This is a genomic window from Aquimarina acroporae (assembly GCF_023195925.1).
GTDB lineage: Bacteria > Bacteroidota > Bacteroidia > Flavobacteriales > Flavobacteriaceae > Aquimarina > Aquimarina acroporae.
The window spans coordinates 99,699-116,508 of record NZ_JALPRE010000006.1 but is presented as its reverse complement, the minus strand read 5'-3'; the positions used below and the strand labels follow the sequence as shown (position 1 = coordinate 116,508).

23 protein-coding genes are annotated in these 16,810 nt (G+C 35.4%); 2 read left to right on the top strand and 21 right to left on the bottom strand.

Annotation, left to right across the window (positions count from 1 at the left end; translation table 11 throughout):
• Positions 1–60: 60 nt before the first annotated feature.
• Entirely contained in the window at positions 61–1,488 is a 1,428-nt protein-coding gene (locus M0D21_RS08970; RefSeq protein WP_248328582.1) for an SDR family oxidoreductase, read from the top strand.
• A 79-nt stretch (positions 1,489–1,567) separates the two neighbouring features.
• On the top strand, positions 1,568–2,191 hold the full coding sequence (locus M0D21_RS08965) for a chromophore lyase CpcT/CpeT (protein WP_248328580.1): 624 nt from the start codon (positions 1,568–1,570) through the stop codon (positions 2,189–2,191).
• A 5-nt stretch (positions 2,192–2,196) separates the two neighbouring features.
• Here M0D21_RS08965 and M0D21_RS08960 read toward each other — a convergent pair whose 3' ends face one another.
• The 21 genes from M0D21_RS08960 to rpsN form a co-directional block, all read right to left on the bottom strand.
• Positions 2,197–2,607, bottom strand: coding sequence for an RrF2 family transcriptional regulator (locus tag M0D21_RS08960; RefSeq protein WP_248328578.1), 411 nt, complete (start codon positions 2,605–2,607; stop codon positions 2,197–2,199).
• Positions 2,608–2,614: 7 nt separating this feature from the next.
• Positions 2,615–3,547: a citrulline utilization hydrolase CtlX gene (ctlX, locus tag M0D21_RS08955; protein ID WP_248328576.1), complete on the bottom strand. Its 933-nt coding sequence runs from the start codon at positions 3,545–3,547 to the stop codon at positions 2,615–2,617.
• Positions 3,548–3,623: 76 nt separating this feature from the next.
• Positions 3,624–4,538: a dimethylarginine dimethylaminohydrolase family protein gene (locus M0D21_RS08950; protein ID WP_248328574.1), complete on the bottom strand. Its 915-nt coding sequence runs from the start codon at positions 4,536–4,538 to the stop codon at positions 3,624–3,626.
• A gap of 207 nt (positions 4,539–4,745) precedes the next feature.
• Complete coding sequence (locus tag M0D21_RS08945; protein WP_248328572.1) at positions 4,746–6,032, bottom strand: citrate synthase; 1,287 nt, start codon at positions 6,030–6,032, stop codon at positions 4,746–4,748.
• Between the two features lie 173 nt (positions 6,033–6,205).
• Complete coding sequence (gene eno / locus M0D21_RS08940; protein ID WP_248328570.1) at positions 6,206–7,498, bottom strand: phosphopyruvate hydratase; 1,293 nt, start codon at positions 7,496–7,498, stop codon at positions 6,206–6,208.
• A 182-nt stretch (positions 7,499–7,680) separates the two neighbouring features.
• Complete coding sequence (carA, locus tag M0D21_RS08935) at positions 7,681–8,796, bottom strand: glutamine-hydrolyzing carbamoyl-phosphate synthase small subunit (RefSeq protein ID WP_248328568.1); 1,116 nt, start codon at positions 8,794–8,796, stop codon at positions 7,681–7,683.
• 184 nt (positions 8,797–8,980) lie between these two features.
• A complete protein-coding gene (gene rplQ / locus M0D21_RS08930) occupies positions 8,981–9,457 on the bottom strand; it encodes a 50S ribosomal protein L17 (RefSeq protein ID WP_248328566.1) in 477 nt (158 codons plus the stop codon).
• 63 nt (positions 9,458–9,520) lie between these two features.
• On the bottom strand, positions 9,521–10,513 hold the full coding sequence (locus tag M0D21_RS08925; protein ID WP_248328564.1) for a DNA-directed RNA polymerase subunit alpha: 993 nt from the start codon (positions 10,511–10,513) through the stop codon (positions 9,521–9,523).
• 23 nt (positions 10,514–10,536) lie between these two features.
• A complete protein-coding gene (gene rpsD / locus M0D21_RS08920) occupies positions 10,537–11,142 on the bottom strand; it encodes a 30S ribosomal protein S4 (protein ID WP_248328562.1) in 606 nt (201 codons plus the stop codon).
• Between the two features lie 123 nt (positions 11,143–11,265).
• The gene (gene rpsK, locus M0D21_RS08915; protein WP_248328560.1) at positions 11,266–11,649 is read right to left on the bottom strand and encodes a 30S ribosomal protein S11; all 384 of its coding nucleotides are present in this window, start codon (positions 11,647–11,649) and stop codon (positions 11,266–11,268) included.
• Between the two features lie 8 nt (positions 11,650–11,657).
• Complete coding sequence (gene rpsM / locus M0D21_RS08910; RefSeq protein WP_248328558.1) at positions 11,658–12,032, bottom strand: 30S ribosomal protein S13; 375 nt, start codon at positions 12,030–12,032, stop codon at positions 11,658–11,660.
• Positions 12,033–12,034: 2 nt separating this feature from the next.
• Positions 12,035–12,151 (bottom strand): type B 50S ribosomal protein L36, encoded by a 117-nt coding sequence (gene ykgO, locus M0D21_RS08905; RefSeq protein ID WP_073316873.1) that lies wholly within the window; start codon positions 12,149–12,151, stop codon positions 12,035–12,037.
• 225 nt (positions 12,152–12,376) lie between these two features.
• Positions 12,377–12,592: a translation initiation factor IF-1 gene (infA, locus tag M0D21_RS08900; protein ID WP_008613577.1), complete on the bottom strand. Its 216-nt coding sequence runs from the start codon at positions 12,590–12,592 to the stop codon at positions 12,377–12,379.
• A 5-nt stretch (positions 12,593–12,597) separates the two neighbouring features.
• The gene (gene secY / locus M0D21_RS08895) at positions 12,598–13,947 is read right to left on the bottom strand and encodes a preprotein translocase subunit SecY (RefSeq protein ID WP_248328556.1); all 1,350 of its coding nucleotides are present in this window, start codon (positions 13,945–13,947) and stop codon (positions 12,598–12,600) included.
• A 10-nt stretch (positions 13,948–13,957) separates the two neighbouring features.
• Positions 13,958–14,410 carry a 50S ribosomal protein L15 gene (gene rplO / locus M0D21_RS08890; protein WP_248328554.1) on the bottom strand — a complete coding sequence of 151 codons (453 nt, stop codon included), beginning with the start codon at positions 14,408–14,410 and terminating at the stop codon, positions 13,958–13,960.
• A gap of 9 nt (positions 14,411–14,419) precedes the next feature.
• Entirely contained in the window at positions 14,420–14,599 is a 180-nt protein-coding gene (rpmD, locus tag M0D21_RS08885) for a 50S ribosomal protein L30 (RefSeq protein WP_103070990.1), read from the bottom strand.
• 11 nt (positions 14,600–14,610) lie between these two features.
• Positions 14,611–15,135: a 30S ribosomal protein S5 gene (gene rpsE / locus M0D21_RS08880; protein WP_073316869.1), complete on the bottom strand. Its 525-nt coding sequence runs from the start codon at positions 15,133–15,135 to the stop codon at positions 14,611–14,613.
• A gap of 6 nt (positions 15,136–15,141) precedes the next feature.
• Positions 15,142–15,498 carry a 50S ribosomal protein L18 gene (gene rplR, locus M0D21_RS08875; RefSeq protein ID WP_248328552.1) on the bottom strand — a complete coding sequence of 119 codons (357 nt, stop codon included), beginning with the start codon at positions 15,496–15,498 and terminating at the stop codon, positions 15,142–15,144.
• 11 nt (positions 15,499–15,509) lie between these two features.
• Positions 15,510–16,052 (bottom strand): 50S ribosomal protein L6, encoded by a 543-nt coding sequence (gene rplF / locus M0D21_RS08870; protein WP_248328550.1) that lies wholly within the window; start codon positions 16,050–16,052, stop codon positions 15,510–15,512.
• A 20-nt stretch (positions 16,053–16,072) separates the two neighbouring features.
• Complete coding sequence (gene rpsH / locus M0D21_RS08865; protein WP_248328548.1) at positions 16,073–16,471, bottom strand: 30S ribosomal protein S8; 399 nt, start codon at positions 16,469–16,471, stop codon at positions 16,073–16,075.
• A gap of 68 nt (positions 16,472–16,539) precedes the next feature.
• Positions 16,540–16,809 (bottom strand): 30S ribosomal protein S14, encoded by a 270-nt coding sequence (rpsN, locus tag M0D21_RS08860; RefSeq protein WP_140597674.1) that lies wholly within the window; start codon positions 16,807–16,809, stop codon positions 16,540–16,542.
• Between the last annotated feature and the right edge of the window lies 1 nt (position 16,810).

Below are 16,810 nucleotides of genomic sequence, written 5' to 3'. Positions count from 1 at the left end.
TTGACATATAAGAATTAACTATTTCGTTGCATGTAAATTCTTCGTAACTTATACAGAAAAATGCGGATTCTTCTTACTGGCACCAATGGTTACATTGGAATGCGGCTTTTACCACTATTAATCGATCAAGGGCACGATGTTATTTGTTGTGTAAGAGACAAAGACAGACTCTCGATTGATCAGGAAATTAAGAATAAGGTTACGATTGTAGAAATTGATTTTCTCAAGCCTCCAGACCTTTCAATATTGCCAAAAAACATTGATGTAGCCTACTACCTTATTCACTCAATGAGTTCGTCTACCACAGATTTTGATAAAAAAGAAGAAGAATCGGCTTTAAACTTTAATACCTATGTTGAGCATACAAACATTGAACAAGTTATATATCTCAGCGGTATAGTAAATGAAAAAAACCTGTCTAAGCACCTGTGGTCAAGAAAAAATGTAGAAGAAACGCTATATAAGGGAAACTACAACCTTACTGTTCTAAGATCTGGAATTATTGTGGGTTCTGGGAGTTCTTCGTTCGAGATCATAAGAGATTTATGCGAAAAACTGCCAGTTATGGTAACTCCAAAATGGGTAAACACAAAAACACAACCCATAGCTATACGCGATGTACTTAATTTTATGATAGGCGTACTTAATAATAAAGAATGCTACAATCAATCTTTTGATATTAGTGGGCCAGATGTTTTATCATATAAAGAAATGTTGTATGGATATGCCAAAGCTAGAAACATCAAGATATTTATATTCACTTTACCGGTAATGACTCCCAGACTTTCTTCATACTGGTTGTACTTTGTTACATCAACCTCGTACAAGCTTGCTTTAAATTTGGTTGATAGTATGAGTGTTCCAGTAATCGCAAATGATAAAAGACTTAATCATATTTTGAATATATCCCCAATAAGCTATGAAAGAGCACTAGAACTAGCTTTTATAAAAATTGAACAAAACCAGGTAGTATCTAGTTGGAAAGATTCTATGGTTAGCGGGCGTTTTAATCTCAACATTCAAAAATATGTTACCGTACCTAGAAGAGGGTGCTTTAAGGACATTAAGAAACTTAAACTTAATAATCAAGAAAAAGCTTTGGAACGTATTTGGGCCATTGGAGGAGAAACCGGTTGGTATTACGGAAATTGGATGTGGAAAATTAGAGGATATATTGATAAGTTTTTTGGAGGTGTAGGGCTAAGGAGAGGAAGAACACATCCTGATAAAATATTCTCTGGAGACGCACTTGATTTCTGGAGGGTTTTAGTAGCCGATAAAGAAAACAAAAGATTATTGCTATTTGCTGAAATGCGTGTTCCTGGAGAAGCATGGCTAGAGTTTGATATAGATGACAACAACATACTATATCAAACTGCAACATTTAGACCTAAAGGTATTTGGGGAAGAATCTATTGGTACTTGATGATTCCATTTCATTATTTCATTTTCGGAGGAATGATAAGACGAATAGGGTATTCAAATTAAAAAAATAAGATAAAAAGCATATTTCATCGACAAAAAACACTTTTTCCCGTTTTTTTTATATATTTTTACTAAAAACTGCATGAGAAAAATTATACTTTATATTTTCTTGGCTATTGTAGTTTTAGGATGTAATTCCAAAACCACAAATGATACCGAATTAGACAATTTGGTAAAGGCGTTGGTGGGTGAATTTTCAAATACCAAACAAGTAGAAGAAGACCCAACTTTTAAGCATATCAAAATGACCAATATTAGAATATGGGAAGACCGCCTGGGATATTGGGTATATAGTGAACAATTTGACGCAAATGACGTATCAAATATTTATGGACAAAGAATAGTAAACTATGAACGAGTAGACTCAACTAAGTTTAAAAGTACAAGTTATAGACTCTCTAATGCCAAAGCCTATAGATCTGGTTGGAAAGATAAAAAAATGTTCAATAGATTAACCATAGATAGTCTTGAAATTAGAGAAGGATGCCAAGTATACTTCAAGAAAAATACTTCTACAATTTATTCTGGAAAAACCAATAAAAGTACTTGCTCAAGTAGCTTTAATCGTATAGACTACATCACTTCAGATTTTGTTGTGAGCAAGGATAAAATTTCTATTTGGACCAGAGGTTATAACGAAGAAGGCAAACAAGTATGGGGCAAAATAACCGGCCCATTTAAATACCAAAGAATCTCCAAAAAATAACTTGACTAGCCTGTAAAATCTGCCAAAGTTTTATTTTCTAACACCTTAAGAGTATTGTCCCTTACTTCAATCATTAAACTATGTACAGCACATTTATCCTCATCTGGGCAATCATCGCACTTCTCATAGAAATTAAGACTAACACAAGGAAGCATAGCTATAGGACCTTCTAACACCCTAATAATTGAAGCCATTACTATATCCTTAGGTTCACGAATCAAATAGTACCCCCCACCTTTTCCTTTTTTAGATCCTAAAAAGCCGTTTTTTCGTAGTGTTAATAATATACTTTCCAGAAATTTCTGAGATATATTTTCACTTTGAGCTATTTCTGATATTTGAACGGGATGTTCGCACTTTTTTTTGGCGATGTAGGTAAGTGCTTTTAGCCCATATTTTGTTTTTTTTGAGAGCATACAATATCTATTTGGCAGGGAGAAAGACCTCTGCCATCATACACCTTGCACTTCCTCCTCCTAAAGTTTCAATAGTGGTAAGATCGCTATGAAGAATTGCACAATGCTTCTCAATTTTGTGTATTTGGTCTTTGGTCAAACTATTAAATGCTGCCGATGACATTACAAGATAGCGCTTATCTCCCGAACCTGCAACTTGCAGCATATTTCCAGCAAAATTATTAACTTGATCTTCTGTAATTGCAATAATTTCTTTACCATCTTCTTTAAGATGTTTCACAACATTTTTACGCTCTTTCTTATCATCGATACAATCTAAACAAATTACTGCAAAAGTCTCACCTATCCCCATCATTACATTGGTATGGTAAATAGCTAATCTTTTCTCTTCTACAGTTTGATAAGCCGTAAAAATAACTGGAGTATACTCAAAATCTTCACAAAACTCGATCAGTAATTCTTCATCTGCTCGTGGAGACAAAGCACAATATGCTTTCCTGTTTGCTCTATCTAACACCAAACTACCAGTACCTTCTAAAAACACTTCTTCTTCCTCTGCACCGGTATAATCTACAACATTCTTGATCTCGAAACCAGAATTCTCAATAGTTTCTAAAACCTCTGGTCTTCTTTCTCTCCTTCTATTAATAGCAAACATAGGGTATAAACCAATATCGCCATTCTCATGAAACGAAACCCAATTGTTAGGAAAAATAGAATCGGGAGTATCATTTTTTGGCTCATCATTGATAACTATTACCTTTACTCCAACTGCCTCCAAAGCCTTAACAAACTGATCAAACTCCTGTTGCGCTTTCTTATTCGCATCATTAGCACTAATATTACCATCTTCCTGATAATAATTATTTACAGCGGTTTGTTCATTCATCCTGAATTGTACCGGACGAATCATTACAATTGTATTTGTTATTTGTTTCATTCTGTTTTATTCTATGTTCCCAAAACGTTATTTAAACACCTATACTATATCTCTAAAAATAATCTTAACTCCTAATTTAATCCCTAATTAAAGGCATTGTTGAACAACGCAGTAGTCCTTCTTGCTTCGATATTTCAGCATAAGGAACCTCTTCTACTGCTATATTGCAACTTCTTAACCAAGTGTTTAATCGTGTAAAGTTTCTTTCAGAAATTACTACATCTTCTGCTATTGAGAAAATATTTGAGTTCATATGGTACATCTCTTTTTTATCTATATGGAATAAGTTATCCATTCCAAAAAAATCAACTAGATATTCATAATCAAGCGGATCTCTAAATCCTTCTTTATGAATTATTGCCTTGTTAATACCCACTGGTTGAAAACAACAATCCAGATGCAAAGCGTTATCTCTAGGATCCTTCATCGACTTATTTAAATCAAACTCTTTTACTGTTTTATTTGGAAAAAGAGATTTGATATAATCTACTCCTTTCATATTTGTTCGTGCCACAATACAATCTGAATAGTCTTCACCTTTATATGTTCCAATAAATATGTGATCGTTATGTATCATGATATCTCCTCCTTCGAAGTGAATATCTTCTGAAGGAGCTTTATACACTTTATTTTCCTCAATTTGATCGATCACATACTGTATTGCCTTTATCTCTTTTTCGCGGTCTGGTAAAATATTAGATTTAATAAACTTATCTTCTATTACCAAAGCTATGTCTCTTGCAAAAATCTGGTTGTAATCTTTAATGATTTCTGGCCTGAAAACTTTTACATCGTATTTTTTAAAAATCTTGGCCACAGCATCCATTTCAGAAACCATATCATGTTCTGTAGGATATGTCCCCGCCTTAATATGCTCGATAGATTTAGGATCATAAGCATCTTCAAGTTTAGGTACCGGTCCATTGCTCTCTGCTGTTCCAAGAACTACAGCTCTTAACCTAGATGTTTCGTTTTGTATATTTAAATTCAAAAAACAAGTTTTTAAGTGTAACAAAATGTTATTGAGTAGTTACGCAAATATATAAATAGACAATTTGATCATCCTCATTTTGTTAAGAAAAAAACATATACTTTTTATGAAATTCTCAGTAAACACTTCGTTTACTATTTTTTTAATAAAAAAAGGGTGCGATATAACTCGACACCCTCCCAGTTTTATATAACTTATTTTCCGTCATTATCTCTCAGAAACAGTTTTAAAAGCTCTGTGATTTTCTCCAACATAAATCTGCCTTGGTCTACCTATTGGTTCCTTTCGTAGACGCATCTCTCTCCATTGAGCAATCCATCCTGGTAATCGACCTAAAGCAAACATTACTGTAAACATTTCTGTAGGTATACCTAATGCTCTATAAATAATTCCAGAGTAAAAGTCTACATTTGGATATAACTTTCTCTGCACGAAATATTCATCTTTAAGAGCAACATCGGCCAATCCTTTAGCAATATCCAATACAGGATCTTCTATACCAAGATCTCCTAGTACTTCTTCTGCAGACTTTTTTATAATCTTTGCTCTTGGATCAAAATTCTTATATACTCTATGCCCGAATCCCATTAGACGGAAAGGATCATTTTTATCTTTTGCCTTAGCAATATATTTTGCAGTATCTCCTCCATCTGCTTTTATAGCTTCCAACATTTCTATTACTGCTTGATTGGCACCACCATGAAGAGGACCCCAAAGCGCAGAAATTCCTGCAGATAGAGAGGCGAACAAACCAGCATGAGAAGAACCAACAATTCTTACTGTAGAGGTAGAACAGTTTTGCTCATGATCAGCATGTAAAATTAATAGTTTATCTAATGCATCAATTACTAATTTGTTTGACTCATATGCCTGATTAGGTTTTGCAAACATCATTTTGTGTAGATTCTCAACATACCCAAGAGAATTGTCTCCATAATCTAACGGAAGGCTTTTTCTCTTTCTCATGGTCCAAGCTGCTAATACAGGAAATTTAGCCAGTATCTTTACAATCGCTCCATACATTTCTTCTTCAGAATCTACATCGACAGAACCAGGGTTAAATGCGATCAAAGCACTTGTTAAAGATGATAATACTCCCATTGGGTGTGCACTTTTTGGGAACCCATCAAGGATCTTTTTCATATCCTCATCTACCTGAGACTCTTCCTTGATATCTTTATCAAATTTCTCTAGTTGCTCAGCAGTTGGCAGCTCTCCAAAAATCAACAAATAAGCTACTTCAAGAAAATCTGCTTTTTCTGCCAATTCTTCGATAGAATACCCTCTATATCTTAAGATTCCTTTTTCTCCATCTAAGAATGTTATTGCACTCTCGCAGCTACCCGTATTTTTATATCCCGGATCTATAGTGGTTACACCACCTGTTGCTCCTCTAAGTGTCTTTATATCTATTCCTAACTCATTTTCTGTTCCTTCAACAATAGGGAACTCATATTTATTACCGTCGATTTCTAACGTAGCTATTTTTGACATATGATTATTTAGAATTTTGCTATTACATTAAGGGCAGCTAAATTACGAAATATAGTGTTAATATATTATTAATCGTTACATGATTTTTAGCTCATTTGAGGATTTCCAAAATTATTCGCAAAAAAAAGAGCTTTCTGTTTAGAAAGCCCTTTTTTATTACAAAAATTATAATGTTAGCGTTTAACTTTGAAAGCCTTTTCTTTTGGATAATAAGCAACACTTCCTAATTCTTCTTCGATACGTAGTAATTGGTTGTATTTTGCCATTCTATCACTTCTAGAAGCAGAACCTGTTTTAATTTGACCTGTATTTAAAGCAACGGCCAAATCTGCAATAGTGTTATCCTCAGTCTCTCCAGAACGATGAGACATTACAGAAGTATAACCCGCATTGTGAGCCATATTAACTGCAGCAATAGTTTCGGTAAGCGTTCCTATTTGATTTACTTTAATCAGAATAGAATTTGCGGTATCATTTTCGATTCCTCTTGACAGTCTTTCTACATTGGTTACAAACAAGTCATCTCCTACCAGTTGTACTTTATCTCCAACTTTTTCGGTTAAATATTTCCATCCTTCCCAATCATTCTCGTCCATTCCATCTTCAATAGAAATAATAGGGTATTTTGACACTAGTTCTGCCAAATAATCTGCTTGCTCTTCACTTGTTCTAATAACTCCTGTATCTCCTTCAAATTTGGTGTAGTCATATTTTCCATCTACATAAAATTCTGCCGAAGCACAATCTAGAGCCACCATGATTTCATCACCAAACTTATAACCTGCTTTCTCTACAGCAAGTGCAATAGAATCTAATGCATCTTCTGTTCCGTCTAATGTTGGTGCAAAACCTCCTTCATCACCAACAGCTGTACTTAAACCACGATCATGAAGCACTTTCTTTAAGTTGTGGAAAATCTCGGTTCCCATTTGCATTGCCTGAGTAAAGCTTTCGGCTTTTACCGGCATAACCATAAACTCTTGAAAAGCAATTGGAGCATCACTATGCGATCCTCCGTTAATGATATTCATCATAGGAACCGGAAGCGTATTTGCACTTACTCCTCCTACGTAACGATATAATGGCAAGTTCAATTCATTTGCTGCTGCCTTTGCTGCCGCCAAAGACACCCCAAGAATTGCATTTGCTCCTAACTTCGATTTATTAGGCGTTCCATCTAACTCAATCATTCTTTGATCTAATAAATTTTGATCAAAAACAGAATACCCTAATAATTCTTCAGCTATTATTGAATTAACATTTTCTACAGCTTTAAGCACCCCTTTGCCCATGTAATCTTTTCCTCCGTCTCTCAACTCAACAGCTTCGTGTTCTCCTGTTGATGCTCCCGAAGGAACCGCTGCTCTACCTAAAACTCCATTTTCAGTAATTACATCAACTTCTACCGTTGGATTACCTCTGGAATCTAAGATCTGTCTTGCGTGAATATTAATAATTACACTCATTGTTTTTTATTTTGTTGGATAATTTTAATTGTTCGCAATATACAAAACCGACAAGTTCTAACCCCTTCAAAAAAGTCTTAATTTAATAGGGAATTCGCAATATATAAGGTAAGTTATCAACTATAACGTTATAGATGAAGACCTTACCTAAATTGGTCTAAAACCTTTATTACTTATGAAATTTAAGCGGTTACTTTTGTCTTTTTGATATTTCCGATAAACTCATCAAACAAATAAATAGAATCATTTGGTCCGGGACTCGCTTCTGGATGATATTGTACAGAAAAACAGTTCTTGTTTTTCATTCTAATACCAGCAACTGTGTTATCATTAAGATGCACATGAGTAATTTCTACATTAGCATTCTTTTCTGCCTCTTCTCTATTAATCGCGAAACCATGATTTTGCGAAGTAATTTCTCCTTTTCCGGTTAGCAAATTCTTTACAGGGTGGTTAATTCCTCTGTGTCCGTTATGCATTTTATAGGTACTAATTCCATTAGCCAATGCAATAACCTGGTGCCCAAGACATATCCCAAATAGTGGTAAATCTCTATCTAATATTTCCTTTGCAGTATTAATAGCATCTTCTAAAGGTTCTGGATCCCCAGGACCATTAGACAAAAAGTAACCATCAGGCCCCCATTCGCTCATTTCAGCAAAACTCGCGTTGTACGGAAATATCTTAATATATGCATCCCTTTGTGATAAGTTTCTTAAGATGTTTCTCTTAATCCCCAAATCAAGTGCTGAGATTTTGTAGGTAGCATCAGGATTACCAAAGAAATACGGCTCTTTTGTAGAAACTTGAGATGCCAATTCTAATCCGTTCATATCTGGCACCTCTGCCAACTGCTGTTTTAATTCATCTATTTTATCAACTTCTGTAGAAATTACAGCATTCATGGCCCCATTATCTCTTATATAACTCACCAATGCTCTGGTATCTACATCTGAAATTGCTAGCAAGTTATTCTGCTCCAAAAAGTCCTGAAGAGATCTATCTGCTTTGACTCTGGAGTAATCGTAACTAAAATTTTTAACTATAAGCCCTGCTATTTTAATAGAATCAGATTCAACTTCTTCATCGTTTGTTCCATAATTACCAATGTGAGCATTGGTTGCAACCATTAACTGTCCATAATAAGAAGGATCCGTAAAAATTTCCTGATATCCGGTTGTACCTGTGTTAAAACACACCTCTCCGAATGCACTACCCTCTCTCCCTACAGCTTTGCCATAAAAGATTGTACCGTCTGCTAATAAAAGAATTGCTTTTTTTCGAGCTTGATATTTCATCTGTTACTACTATATTTTTTAATGGTTACCATCATTAGGTTTGTATTCACAACAACAAAATTCTGGCATTATTAATTTTCACTCTTCTTTAAGGTGAAGAAAACCTTGTCAAAATTATTCAAAAAAAAAGGATAAACGTTAAACGCCTATCCTTTTGTTATTATGTGTTATTCACATCTGTCATTTATTCCTCTTCAGAGTTAGTAGTTTCTGGAGCCGGTGCCGCAGGAGCACTTGCTGTTTTACCTCTTCTACTTCTTCTGGTTGATTTCTTCTTAGCAGGTTTACCAGCGTTGTAAAGCTCATTGTAATCTACTAGTTCAATCATTGCCATATCAGCATTATCCCCAAGACGATTACCTAACTTAATAATTCTGGTATATCCTCCTGGTCTATCTCCCACTTTTGGAGCTACATCTCTAAATAATTCAGTAACCGCATATTTGTTACGCAATTTACTAAATACAATACGACGATTATGTGTAGTATCTTCTTTAGATTTAGTAACTAATGGCTCTACAAATTGCTTAAGCGCTTTCGCTTTAGCCACCGTAGTGTTTATTCTTTTATGTTCAATTAAAGAACAAGCCATGTTTGCTAACATCGATTTACGATGAGCTGTCTTTCTTCCTAAGTGGTTTACTTTTTTTCCGTGTCTCATGACATTTTGTTTTAATCACCATCTTGCTTCGATACCCTATATGGGGAGCAAATTATGATGAAGTTAGTCTTTATCTAGTTTGTATTTTGAAAGATCCATTCCAAAGTTTAAACCTTTAACGTTTACTAGCTCTTCTAATTCTGTTAAAGACTTCTTACCAAAGTTACGGAACTTCATTAAATCATTTTTATTGTAAGATACAAGGTCTCCCAATGTATCTACTTCTGCTGCTTTTAAACAGTTTAATGCACGAACAGAAAGATCCATATCGATCAATTTTGTTTTCAACAACTGTCTCATATGAAGTGACTCTTCATCATAAGTTTCAGTTTGTGCAATTTCATCAGCCTCAAGAGTAATACGCTCATCAGAGAATAACATGAAGTGATGGATTAATATTTTGGCAGCTTCAGTTAGCGCATCTTTAGGATGAATAGATCCATCGGTAACAATTTCGAAAACTAATTTTTCGTAGTCTGTCTTTTGTTCTACACGATAGTTTTCTATGCTATACTTTACATTCTTAATTGGAGTATAGATCGAGTCTGTAAAAATGGTCCCGATAGGAGCATTTGCCTTTTTATTTTCCTCTGCAGGAACATAACCTCTACCTTTTTCGATAGTGATCTCAAGGTTTAATGCAACTTTCTTGTCCATGTTACAAATTACCAAATCAGGATTAAGCACTTGGAAACCTGAAATAAACTTCTGGAAATCTCCTGCTGTTAATTGTTCCTGACCTGAAATTGAAACTGTTACAGATTCGTTATCGATATCTTCGATTTGACGCTTAAAACGAATTTGCTTTAAGTTCAAGATAATCTCAGTAACATCTTCAACTACTCCAGAAATTGTAGAAAACTCATGATCTACACCTTCTATTCTAAGAGAAGTGATAGCGAATCCCTCTAAAGAAGATAGCAAAACTCTTCGCAAAGCGTTACCAACTGTTAATCCATACCCAGGTTCTAATGGTCTAAATTCGAATTTACCATCGAACTCGGTAGAGTCGATCATGATAACTTTATCGGGCTTCTGAAAATTTAATATTGCCATGTTAGTGTTTCTTCTTAGAGTTATTACTTAGAGTATAATTCGACGATGAATTGTTCATTAATGTTTTCCGGGATCTGAATTCTAGCCGGAACAGATACGAAAGTACCTTGTTTTGTATCATTATTAAACGTAATCCACTCGTATACTTTGCTATTATTTGCAAGTGAATTTTGAATTACCTCTAACGATTTTGATTTTTCTCTTACTCCTACAACATCTCCTGCTCTTAATTGATAAGAAGGGATATTTACTTGCTCACCGTTTACAGTAATGTGTCTGTGAGAAACCAATTGTCTTGCTCCTCTACGAGAGTTAGCCAATCCCATTCTAAATACTACGTTGTCTAAACGAGATTCACAAAGCTGAAGTAAAACCTCACCTGTAATCCCTTGAGCACGAGTAGCTTTTTCAAACATATTTCTGAACTGACGTTCTAATATTCCGTAGGTGTACTTCGCTTTTTGCTTTTCCATTAACTGAATTGCATACTCACTCTTTTTACCTCTTCGTCTATTGTTTCCATGTTGACCTGGAGGGTAATTTCTCCTTTCGAATGACTTGTCGTCTCCGAATATCGCTTCACCAAATTTACGAGCGATTTTAGTTTTTGGACCAGTATATCTTGCCATTATAAAAAATTTAGTTTTTGAGGTGGTTATGAATTAAGGTCTCTTTCCTTCGACAACCATTGCTCCTCTTTTCGATTTACTTACTATATTAAAAAGATCCTGAACCAAGTTCAGGATGCTTAATTATACTCTTCTTCGCTTAGGAGGACGACATCCGTTATGCGGCATTGGAGTTACATCAATAATTTCTGTAACTTCGATTCCTGCATTATGAATTGAACGTATCGCTGATTCCCTTCCGTTTCCAGGTCCTTTTACATAAACCTTTACTTTCTTCAGTCCAGCTTCGATTGCTACTCCTGCAGCATCCTCTGCTGCTAACTGAGCAGCATAAGGAGTGTTCTTTTTAGAACCTCTGAATCCCATTTTACCAGCTGAAGACCAAGAAATCACGTCTCCTTTTTTATTGGTTAACGAAATAATAATGTTGTTGAAAGAAGCTGTTACGTGAGCTTCTCCTACAGACTCAACTATTACTTTACGTTTTTTTGAAGTTGACTTTGCCATACTACTTATTATTTAGTTGCTTTTTTCTTGTTAGCAACTGTTTTTCTTCTTCCTTTACGTGTTCTAGAGTTATTCTTAGTGCGTTGTCCTCTTAACGGTAGACCTGCTCTATGACGAATACCTCTGTAGCATCCGATATCCATAAGACGCTTGATATTCAATTGAATCTCAGAACGTAATTCTCCTTCAATGGTATAGACTCCTACAGCTTCACGGATTCGACCAATCTGGTCATCATCCCAATCAGAAACTTTTATACTTTCATCTACTTTAGCAGTGGCCAAAATTTCTTTAGCTCTACTTCTACCGATTCCGAAGATATAGGTTAATGCTATAACTCCTCGCTTTTGTTTAGGTATATCTACCCCTGCAATTCTTGCCATAATTACCCTTGTCTTTGTTTAAATCTAGGATTCTTTTTATTAATTACGTAAAGTCGGCCTTTTCTACGCACAATCTTGCACTCGGCACTTCTCTTTTTTAATGATGCTCTTACTTTCATCTGTTCTTTACTTAAAGTTTTTCAACCATCAGATGTAATTCACCGACAACTGAAATAATTTGTTTTTTATTCGAAACCAACAAACAATTTCATTATGTCGGTTTTTTTATCTTTTAAATTCACTCTCAAAACCTTATTTGGTTTTCAGAAGGGTATTATTAAGTAGATTTTTTCAGCGTGCAAAAATACAGAAAAAATCCTAAATAACAATATTTCTTATCTTACTTAGTATCTATAAGTGATTCGAGCCTTCGTTAGATCATAAGGACTCATTTCTAACTTCACCTTATCACCAGGTAATAACTTTATATAGTGCATACGCATTTTACCTGAGATATGAGCTGTTACAACATGTCCATTTTCTAGCTCTACACGAAACATTGCATTAGACAATGCCTCTATAATACTTCCGTCTTGTTCTATTGCTGGTTGCTTTGCCATGATTATTACGCTACTGCTTTACGGTTTTTACCAGATTTCATTAATCCATCATAATGTCTATTCAACAAGTATGAATTAACCTGTTGCATTGTATCAATTGCTACACCTACCATAATTAAAAGAGATGTACCTCCAAAGAATAACGCCCATCCTTGCTGAACATTCAACAACTTAACCGCAATTGCAGGAAAAACTGCAATCAGTGCTAAGAAAATCGATCCAGGCAAAGTAATTTGCGACATTATCTTATCTAAGTACTCTGCAGTTTCACTACCAGGTCTTATTCCTGGAATAAAACCACCACTTCTCTTCAGATCGTCTGCCATTTTGTTTGTAGGCACCGTAATCGCTGTATAGAAATATGTAAATACTATAATCAACAATGCAAACACGATATTATACCATAAACCAAATATATCACTAAACGCAGCTGTTACACCTTGCGCAGCTTCAGAATCCGATATATTACCCGCTATCAAACCAGGTACAAACATAATTGCCTGAGCAAAAATAATTGGCATTACACCTGATGCATTCAATTTAAGAGGAATATATTGTCTAGAACCGAAAACATTTTTTTCATAACCTCCTCCAGCTGTTCTTCTAGCATATTGCACAGGAATTTGACGTACAGCCATTACCAACAATACGGATGCAAGAATTATCACAAACCAGATTACTAATTCAATAAGAACCATGATCATTCCTCCTCCATCTCCAGAGACTCTAGAAGAAAAGTTCTGAACAAAAGATTGAGGTAATGTTGCTATGATTCCTACCATAATTAATAAGGAAATACCGTTACCAATACCTTTATCTGTAATCTTTTCTCCTAACCACATTGCAAAAATACAACCTGTGGTAAGAATGATCACTGATGATACAACAAACATGGTGGTAATTCCTCCTTCTCCCATAACAAAAGCTTCTCTTGGAAGTGTAGAACCCAAGTTATAAATATAACCAGGCCCTTGAACCAGAGTAATGGCAATTGTCAACCAACGTGTTATCTGATTGATTTTTTTCCTTCCACTTTCTCCTTCCTTTTGAAGTTTCTGTAAATATGGTATAGCGATACCCATAAGCTGCACCACAATAGATGCAGATATGTAAGGCATAATACCAAGCGCAAATACTGAAGCGTTCGCAAATGCTCCTCCTGTGAATGCGTTTAACAACCCTAGTAAACCATCTTGAGTTTGGGTACTAAGATTTGCTAATTCTGCTGCATCTACTCCAGGTAGTACAACTTGCGCTCCAAAACGATATACTAAAAGCAATCCTAGAGTTACTAAGATTCTATTCTTTAGTTCTTCGATTTTCCAGATGTTTTTTATTGTATCAATAAATTTCATGAATTGTCAATTATAAGGTTACTGCTTCACCACCTGCTGCTTCTATAGCAGCTTTTGCTGTGGCTGTAAATTTGTGAGCTGAGACTTTCAATTTCGCCTTCAATTCACCTCTTCCCAGTATCTTAACCAAATCATTTTTCCCAGCAAGACGAGTTGCAATGATCACATCAAGATCTACAGTATCTGTAATCTTACCATCATCTACAAGTTTTTGTAGTGTGTCAAGATTAATCCCCTGATACTCTTTTCTATTGATGTTCTTGAAACCGAATTTCGGCACACGTCTTTGAAGTGGCATTTGCCCTCCTTCAAAACCAATCTTTCTAGAGTATCCAGAACGTGACTTTGCTCCTTTATGACCACGGGTAGAAGTTCCTCCTTTACCAGAACCTTGTCCGCGACCAACTCGCTTATTGTTATTTTTTACCGAACCTGCAGCAGGTTTTAAGTTACTTAAATCCATGTGCTAATATTATTTTGTTTCAACAGAAACTAAATGTTTAACTTTATTTACCATCCCAAGGATATTAGGAGTATCTTCATGCTCCACAACCTGGCCGATCTTCTTAAGACCTAAAGCCTCAAGAGTTCTTTTTTGTCTCTGAGTACGATTAATCGCGCTCTTTACTTTAGTAATTTTAATCTTTGCCATCGTTATGTTATTTATCCTTTAAACACCTTCTCTAACGAAATACCACGTTGAGCAGCTACTTGCTGAGCACTACGTAATTGTAATAATGCATCAAACGTTGCTTTCACCACATTGTGTGGGTTAGATGATCCTTGGTTCTTAGAAAGTACATCATGTACTCCTACTGATTCTAATACTGCACGGATAGCACCACCAGCAATAACTCCGGTACCAGTTGCAGCAGGCATCAATAATACTCGTGCTCCACCGTACTTACCTTTTTGCTCGTGTGGTAAAGTCCCTTTGTGTAATGGTATACGAACCAAATTCTTTTTTGCATCTTCTACTGCCTTAGCGATAGCTTCTGCTACCTCCTTAGACTTACCAAGACCGTGACCTACAACACCATTTTCATCACCAACAACTACGATTGCAGAGAATCCGAATGCTCTACCCCCTTTTGTTACTTTGGTAACACGTTGTACACCAACTAAACGATCTTTAAGTTCTAGTCCACTTGGTTTTACTAATTCTGCGTTTTTATATTTCTGATACATAATTTCTTAGAATTTAAGTCCTGCTTCTCTAGCTCCGTCAGCTAATGATTTTACTCTACCATGGTATAAATACCCTCCTCTATCGAAGGATACTGTTTCAACACCAGCTTTTTTAGCTTTTTCAGCAAGAGTTTTTCCTACCAAGTTTGCTATTTCAACTTTATTTCCAGATGCCGAAGCTATGTCTTTATCTCTTGAAGAAGCTGAACTGATCGTCTTACCAGTTACATCATCTATGATTTGAGCATAGATTTCTTTATTACTTCTAAAAACAGATAATCTAGGACGTTGCTCTGTTCCGCTTACTCTACCGCGGATTCGCTTTCTTATCTTTAATCTTCTTGAATCTTTTGAGAATGCCATAACGTTAGTTATTATGCAGATTTACCTGCTTTTCTTCTTAATTGTTCTCCTACGAATTTGATTCCTTTCCCTTTGTAAGGCTCTGGCTTACGGAAGCTTCTAATTTTAGCTGCTACCTGACCAACCAATTGCTTATCATGAGAAGTCAATTTTACGATAGGATTTTTACCTTTTTCTGAAATAGTTTCTACTTTAACTTCAGGAGCTAAATCTAGTACTATATTGTGCGAGAACCCAAGAGCCAAATCTAATTTCTGACCCTGGTTAGAAGCTCTGTAACCAACTCCTACTAATTCTAACTCTTTAGTAAAACCTTCAGAAACACCTACAACCATGTTTTGGATCAAAGCTCGATATAAACCGTGCTTTGCTTTATGATCTTTAGCATCGGTAGATCTTTCAACAACTACCTGACCTTCTTCAACTTTCACTTCAACAGCATCAAACTCTTGAGAAAGCTCTCCTAATTTTCCTTTAACAGTAACAACATTACCTGTCACTTCTACAGTGACACCAGACGGAATAGTTACTGGATTTTTTCCTATTCTTGACATTTCTTTTGTCTTTTATACTGTTAATATACGTAACAAAGTACCTCTCCACCTACATTCTCTTGCTTTGCCTGTTTTCCAGTCATTACACCGTGAGAAGTAGATACAATTGCAATACCTAAACCGTTAAGAATTCTTGGAATATCCTTAGACCCTGCATATTTACGAAGACCAGGCTTACTGATTCTTTGTAATTCTTTAATTACAGGCTCTTTTGTCATCTTATCGTACTTAAGTGCGATTTTGATAGTACCTTGAGTAGTATTATCTTCAAATTTATAACTTAAAATATATCCTTGATCGAATAATATTTTAGTGATCTCTTTTTTAACCTTAGAAGCTGGAATCTCGACTACTCTGTGTTGAGCACTATTCGCATTTCTAATTCTGGTTAAATAATCTGCTATAGGATCTGTATTCATTATTTATAGTTTATGGTATTGGTTTTCGACTTAAAGTTGAACCTTATACCAATTAATTCAATTTATTGTTACCAACTAGCCTTTGTCACACCAGGAATTAATCCCTTGTTTGCCATTTCTCTGAAGGTAACTCGAGAAATTCCAAACTGACGCATGTACCCTTTTGGTCTACCTGTTAGTTTGCAACGATTGTGCATACGAATAGGAGAAGCATTTTTTGGCAATTTCTGTAGCGCTTCGTAATCTCCAGCTTCTTTTAAAGCCTTACGTTTCTCAGCATATTTTGCAACAGTTTTAGCTCTCTTCACCTCACGGGCTTTCATTGATTCTTTTGCCATA

Excerpts from the sequence above, each read along its gene's own strand:
- M0D21_RS08970 (WP_248328582.1), top strand. The coding sequence starts at position 61 with ATGCGGATTCTTCTTACTGGCACCAATGGTTACATTGGAATGCGGCTT.
- M0D21_RS08965 (WP_248328580.1), top strand. The coding sequence starts at position 1,568 with ATGAGAAAAATTATACTTTATATTTTCTTGGCTATTGTAGTTTTAGGA.
- M0D21_RS08960 (WP_248328578.1), bottom strand. The coding sequence starts at position 2,607 with ATGCTCTCAAAAAAAACAAAATATGGGCTAAAAGCACTTACCTACATC.
- ctlX (WP_248328576.1), bottom strand. The coding sequence starts at position 3,547 with ATGAAACAAATAACAAATACAATTGTAATGATTCGTCCGGTACAATTC.
- M0D21_RS08945 (WP_248328572.1), bottom strand. The coding sequence starts at position 6,032 with ATGTCAAAAATAGCTACGTTAGAAATCGACGGTAATAAATATGAGTTC.
- eno (WP_248328570.1), bottom strand. The coding sequence starts at position 7,498 with ATGAGTGTAATTATTAATATTCACGCAAGACAGATCTTAGATTCCAGA.
- carA (WP_248328568.1), bottom strand. The coding sequence starts at position 8,796 with ATGAAATATCAAGCTCGAAAAAAAGCAATTCTTTTATTAGCAGACGGT.
- rplQ (WP_248328566.1), bottom strand. The coding sequence starts at position 9,457 with ATGAGACACGGAAAAAAAGTAAACCACTTAGGAAGAAAGACAGCTCAT.
- M0D21_RS08925 (WP_248328564.1), bottom strand. The coding sequence starts at position 10,513 with ATGGCAATATTAAATTTTCAGAAGCCCGATAAAGTTATCATGATCGAC.
- rpsD (WP_248328562.1), bottom strand. The coding sequence starts at position 11,142 with ATGGCAAGATATACTGGTCCAAAAACTAAAATCGCTCGTAAATTTGGT.
- rpsK (WP_248328560.1), bottom strand. The coding sequence starts at position 11,649 with ATGGCAAAGTCAACTTCAAAAAAACGTAAAGTAATAGTTGAGTCTGTA.
- rpsM (WP_248328558.1), bottom strand. The coding sequence starts at position 12,032 with ATGGCAAGAATTGCAGGGGTAGATATACCTAAACAAAAGCGAGGAGTT.
- ykgO (WP_073316873.1), bottom strand. The coding sequence starts at position 12,151 with ATGAAAGTAAGAGCATCATTAAAAAAGAGAAGTGCCGAGTGCAAGATT.
- infA (WP_008613577.1), bottom strand. The coding sequence starts at position 12,592 with ATGGCAAAGCAACCAGCAATAGAACAAGACGGAAGTATTATAGAGGCA.
- secY (WP_248328556.1), bottom strand. The coding sequence starts at position 13,947 with ATGAAATTTATTGATACAATAAAAAACATCTGGAAAATCGAAGAACTA.
- rplO (WP_248328554.1), bottom strand. The coding sequence starts at position 14,410 with ATGGATTTAAGTAACTTAAAACCTGCTGCAGGTTCGGTAAAAAATAAC.
- rpmD (WP_103070990.1), bottom strand. The coding sequence starts at position 14,599 with ATGGCAAAGATTAAAATTACTAAAGTAAAGAGCGCGATTAATCGTACT.
- rpsE (WP_073316869.1), bottom strand. The coding sequence starts at position 15,135 with ATGTATCAGAAATATAAAAACGCAGAATTAGTAAAACCAAGTGGACTA.
- rplR (WP_248328552.1), bottom strand. The coding sequence starts at position 15,498 with ATGGCATTCTCAAAAGATTCAAGAAGATTAAAGATAAGAAAGCGAATC.
- rplF (WP_248328550.1), bottom strand. The coding sequence starts at position 16,052 with ATGTCAAGAATAGGAAAAAATCCAGTAACTATTCCGTCTGGTGTCACT.
- rpsH (WP_248328548.1), bottom strand. The coding sequence starts at position 16,471 with ATGAATACAGATCCTATAGCAGATTATTTAACCAGAATTAGAAATGCG.
- rpsN (WP_140597674.1), bottom strand. The coding sequence starts at position 16,809 with ATGGCAAAAGAATCAATGAAAGCCCGTGAGGTGAAGAGAGCTAAAACT.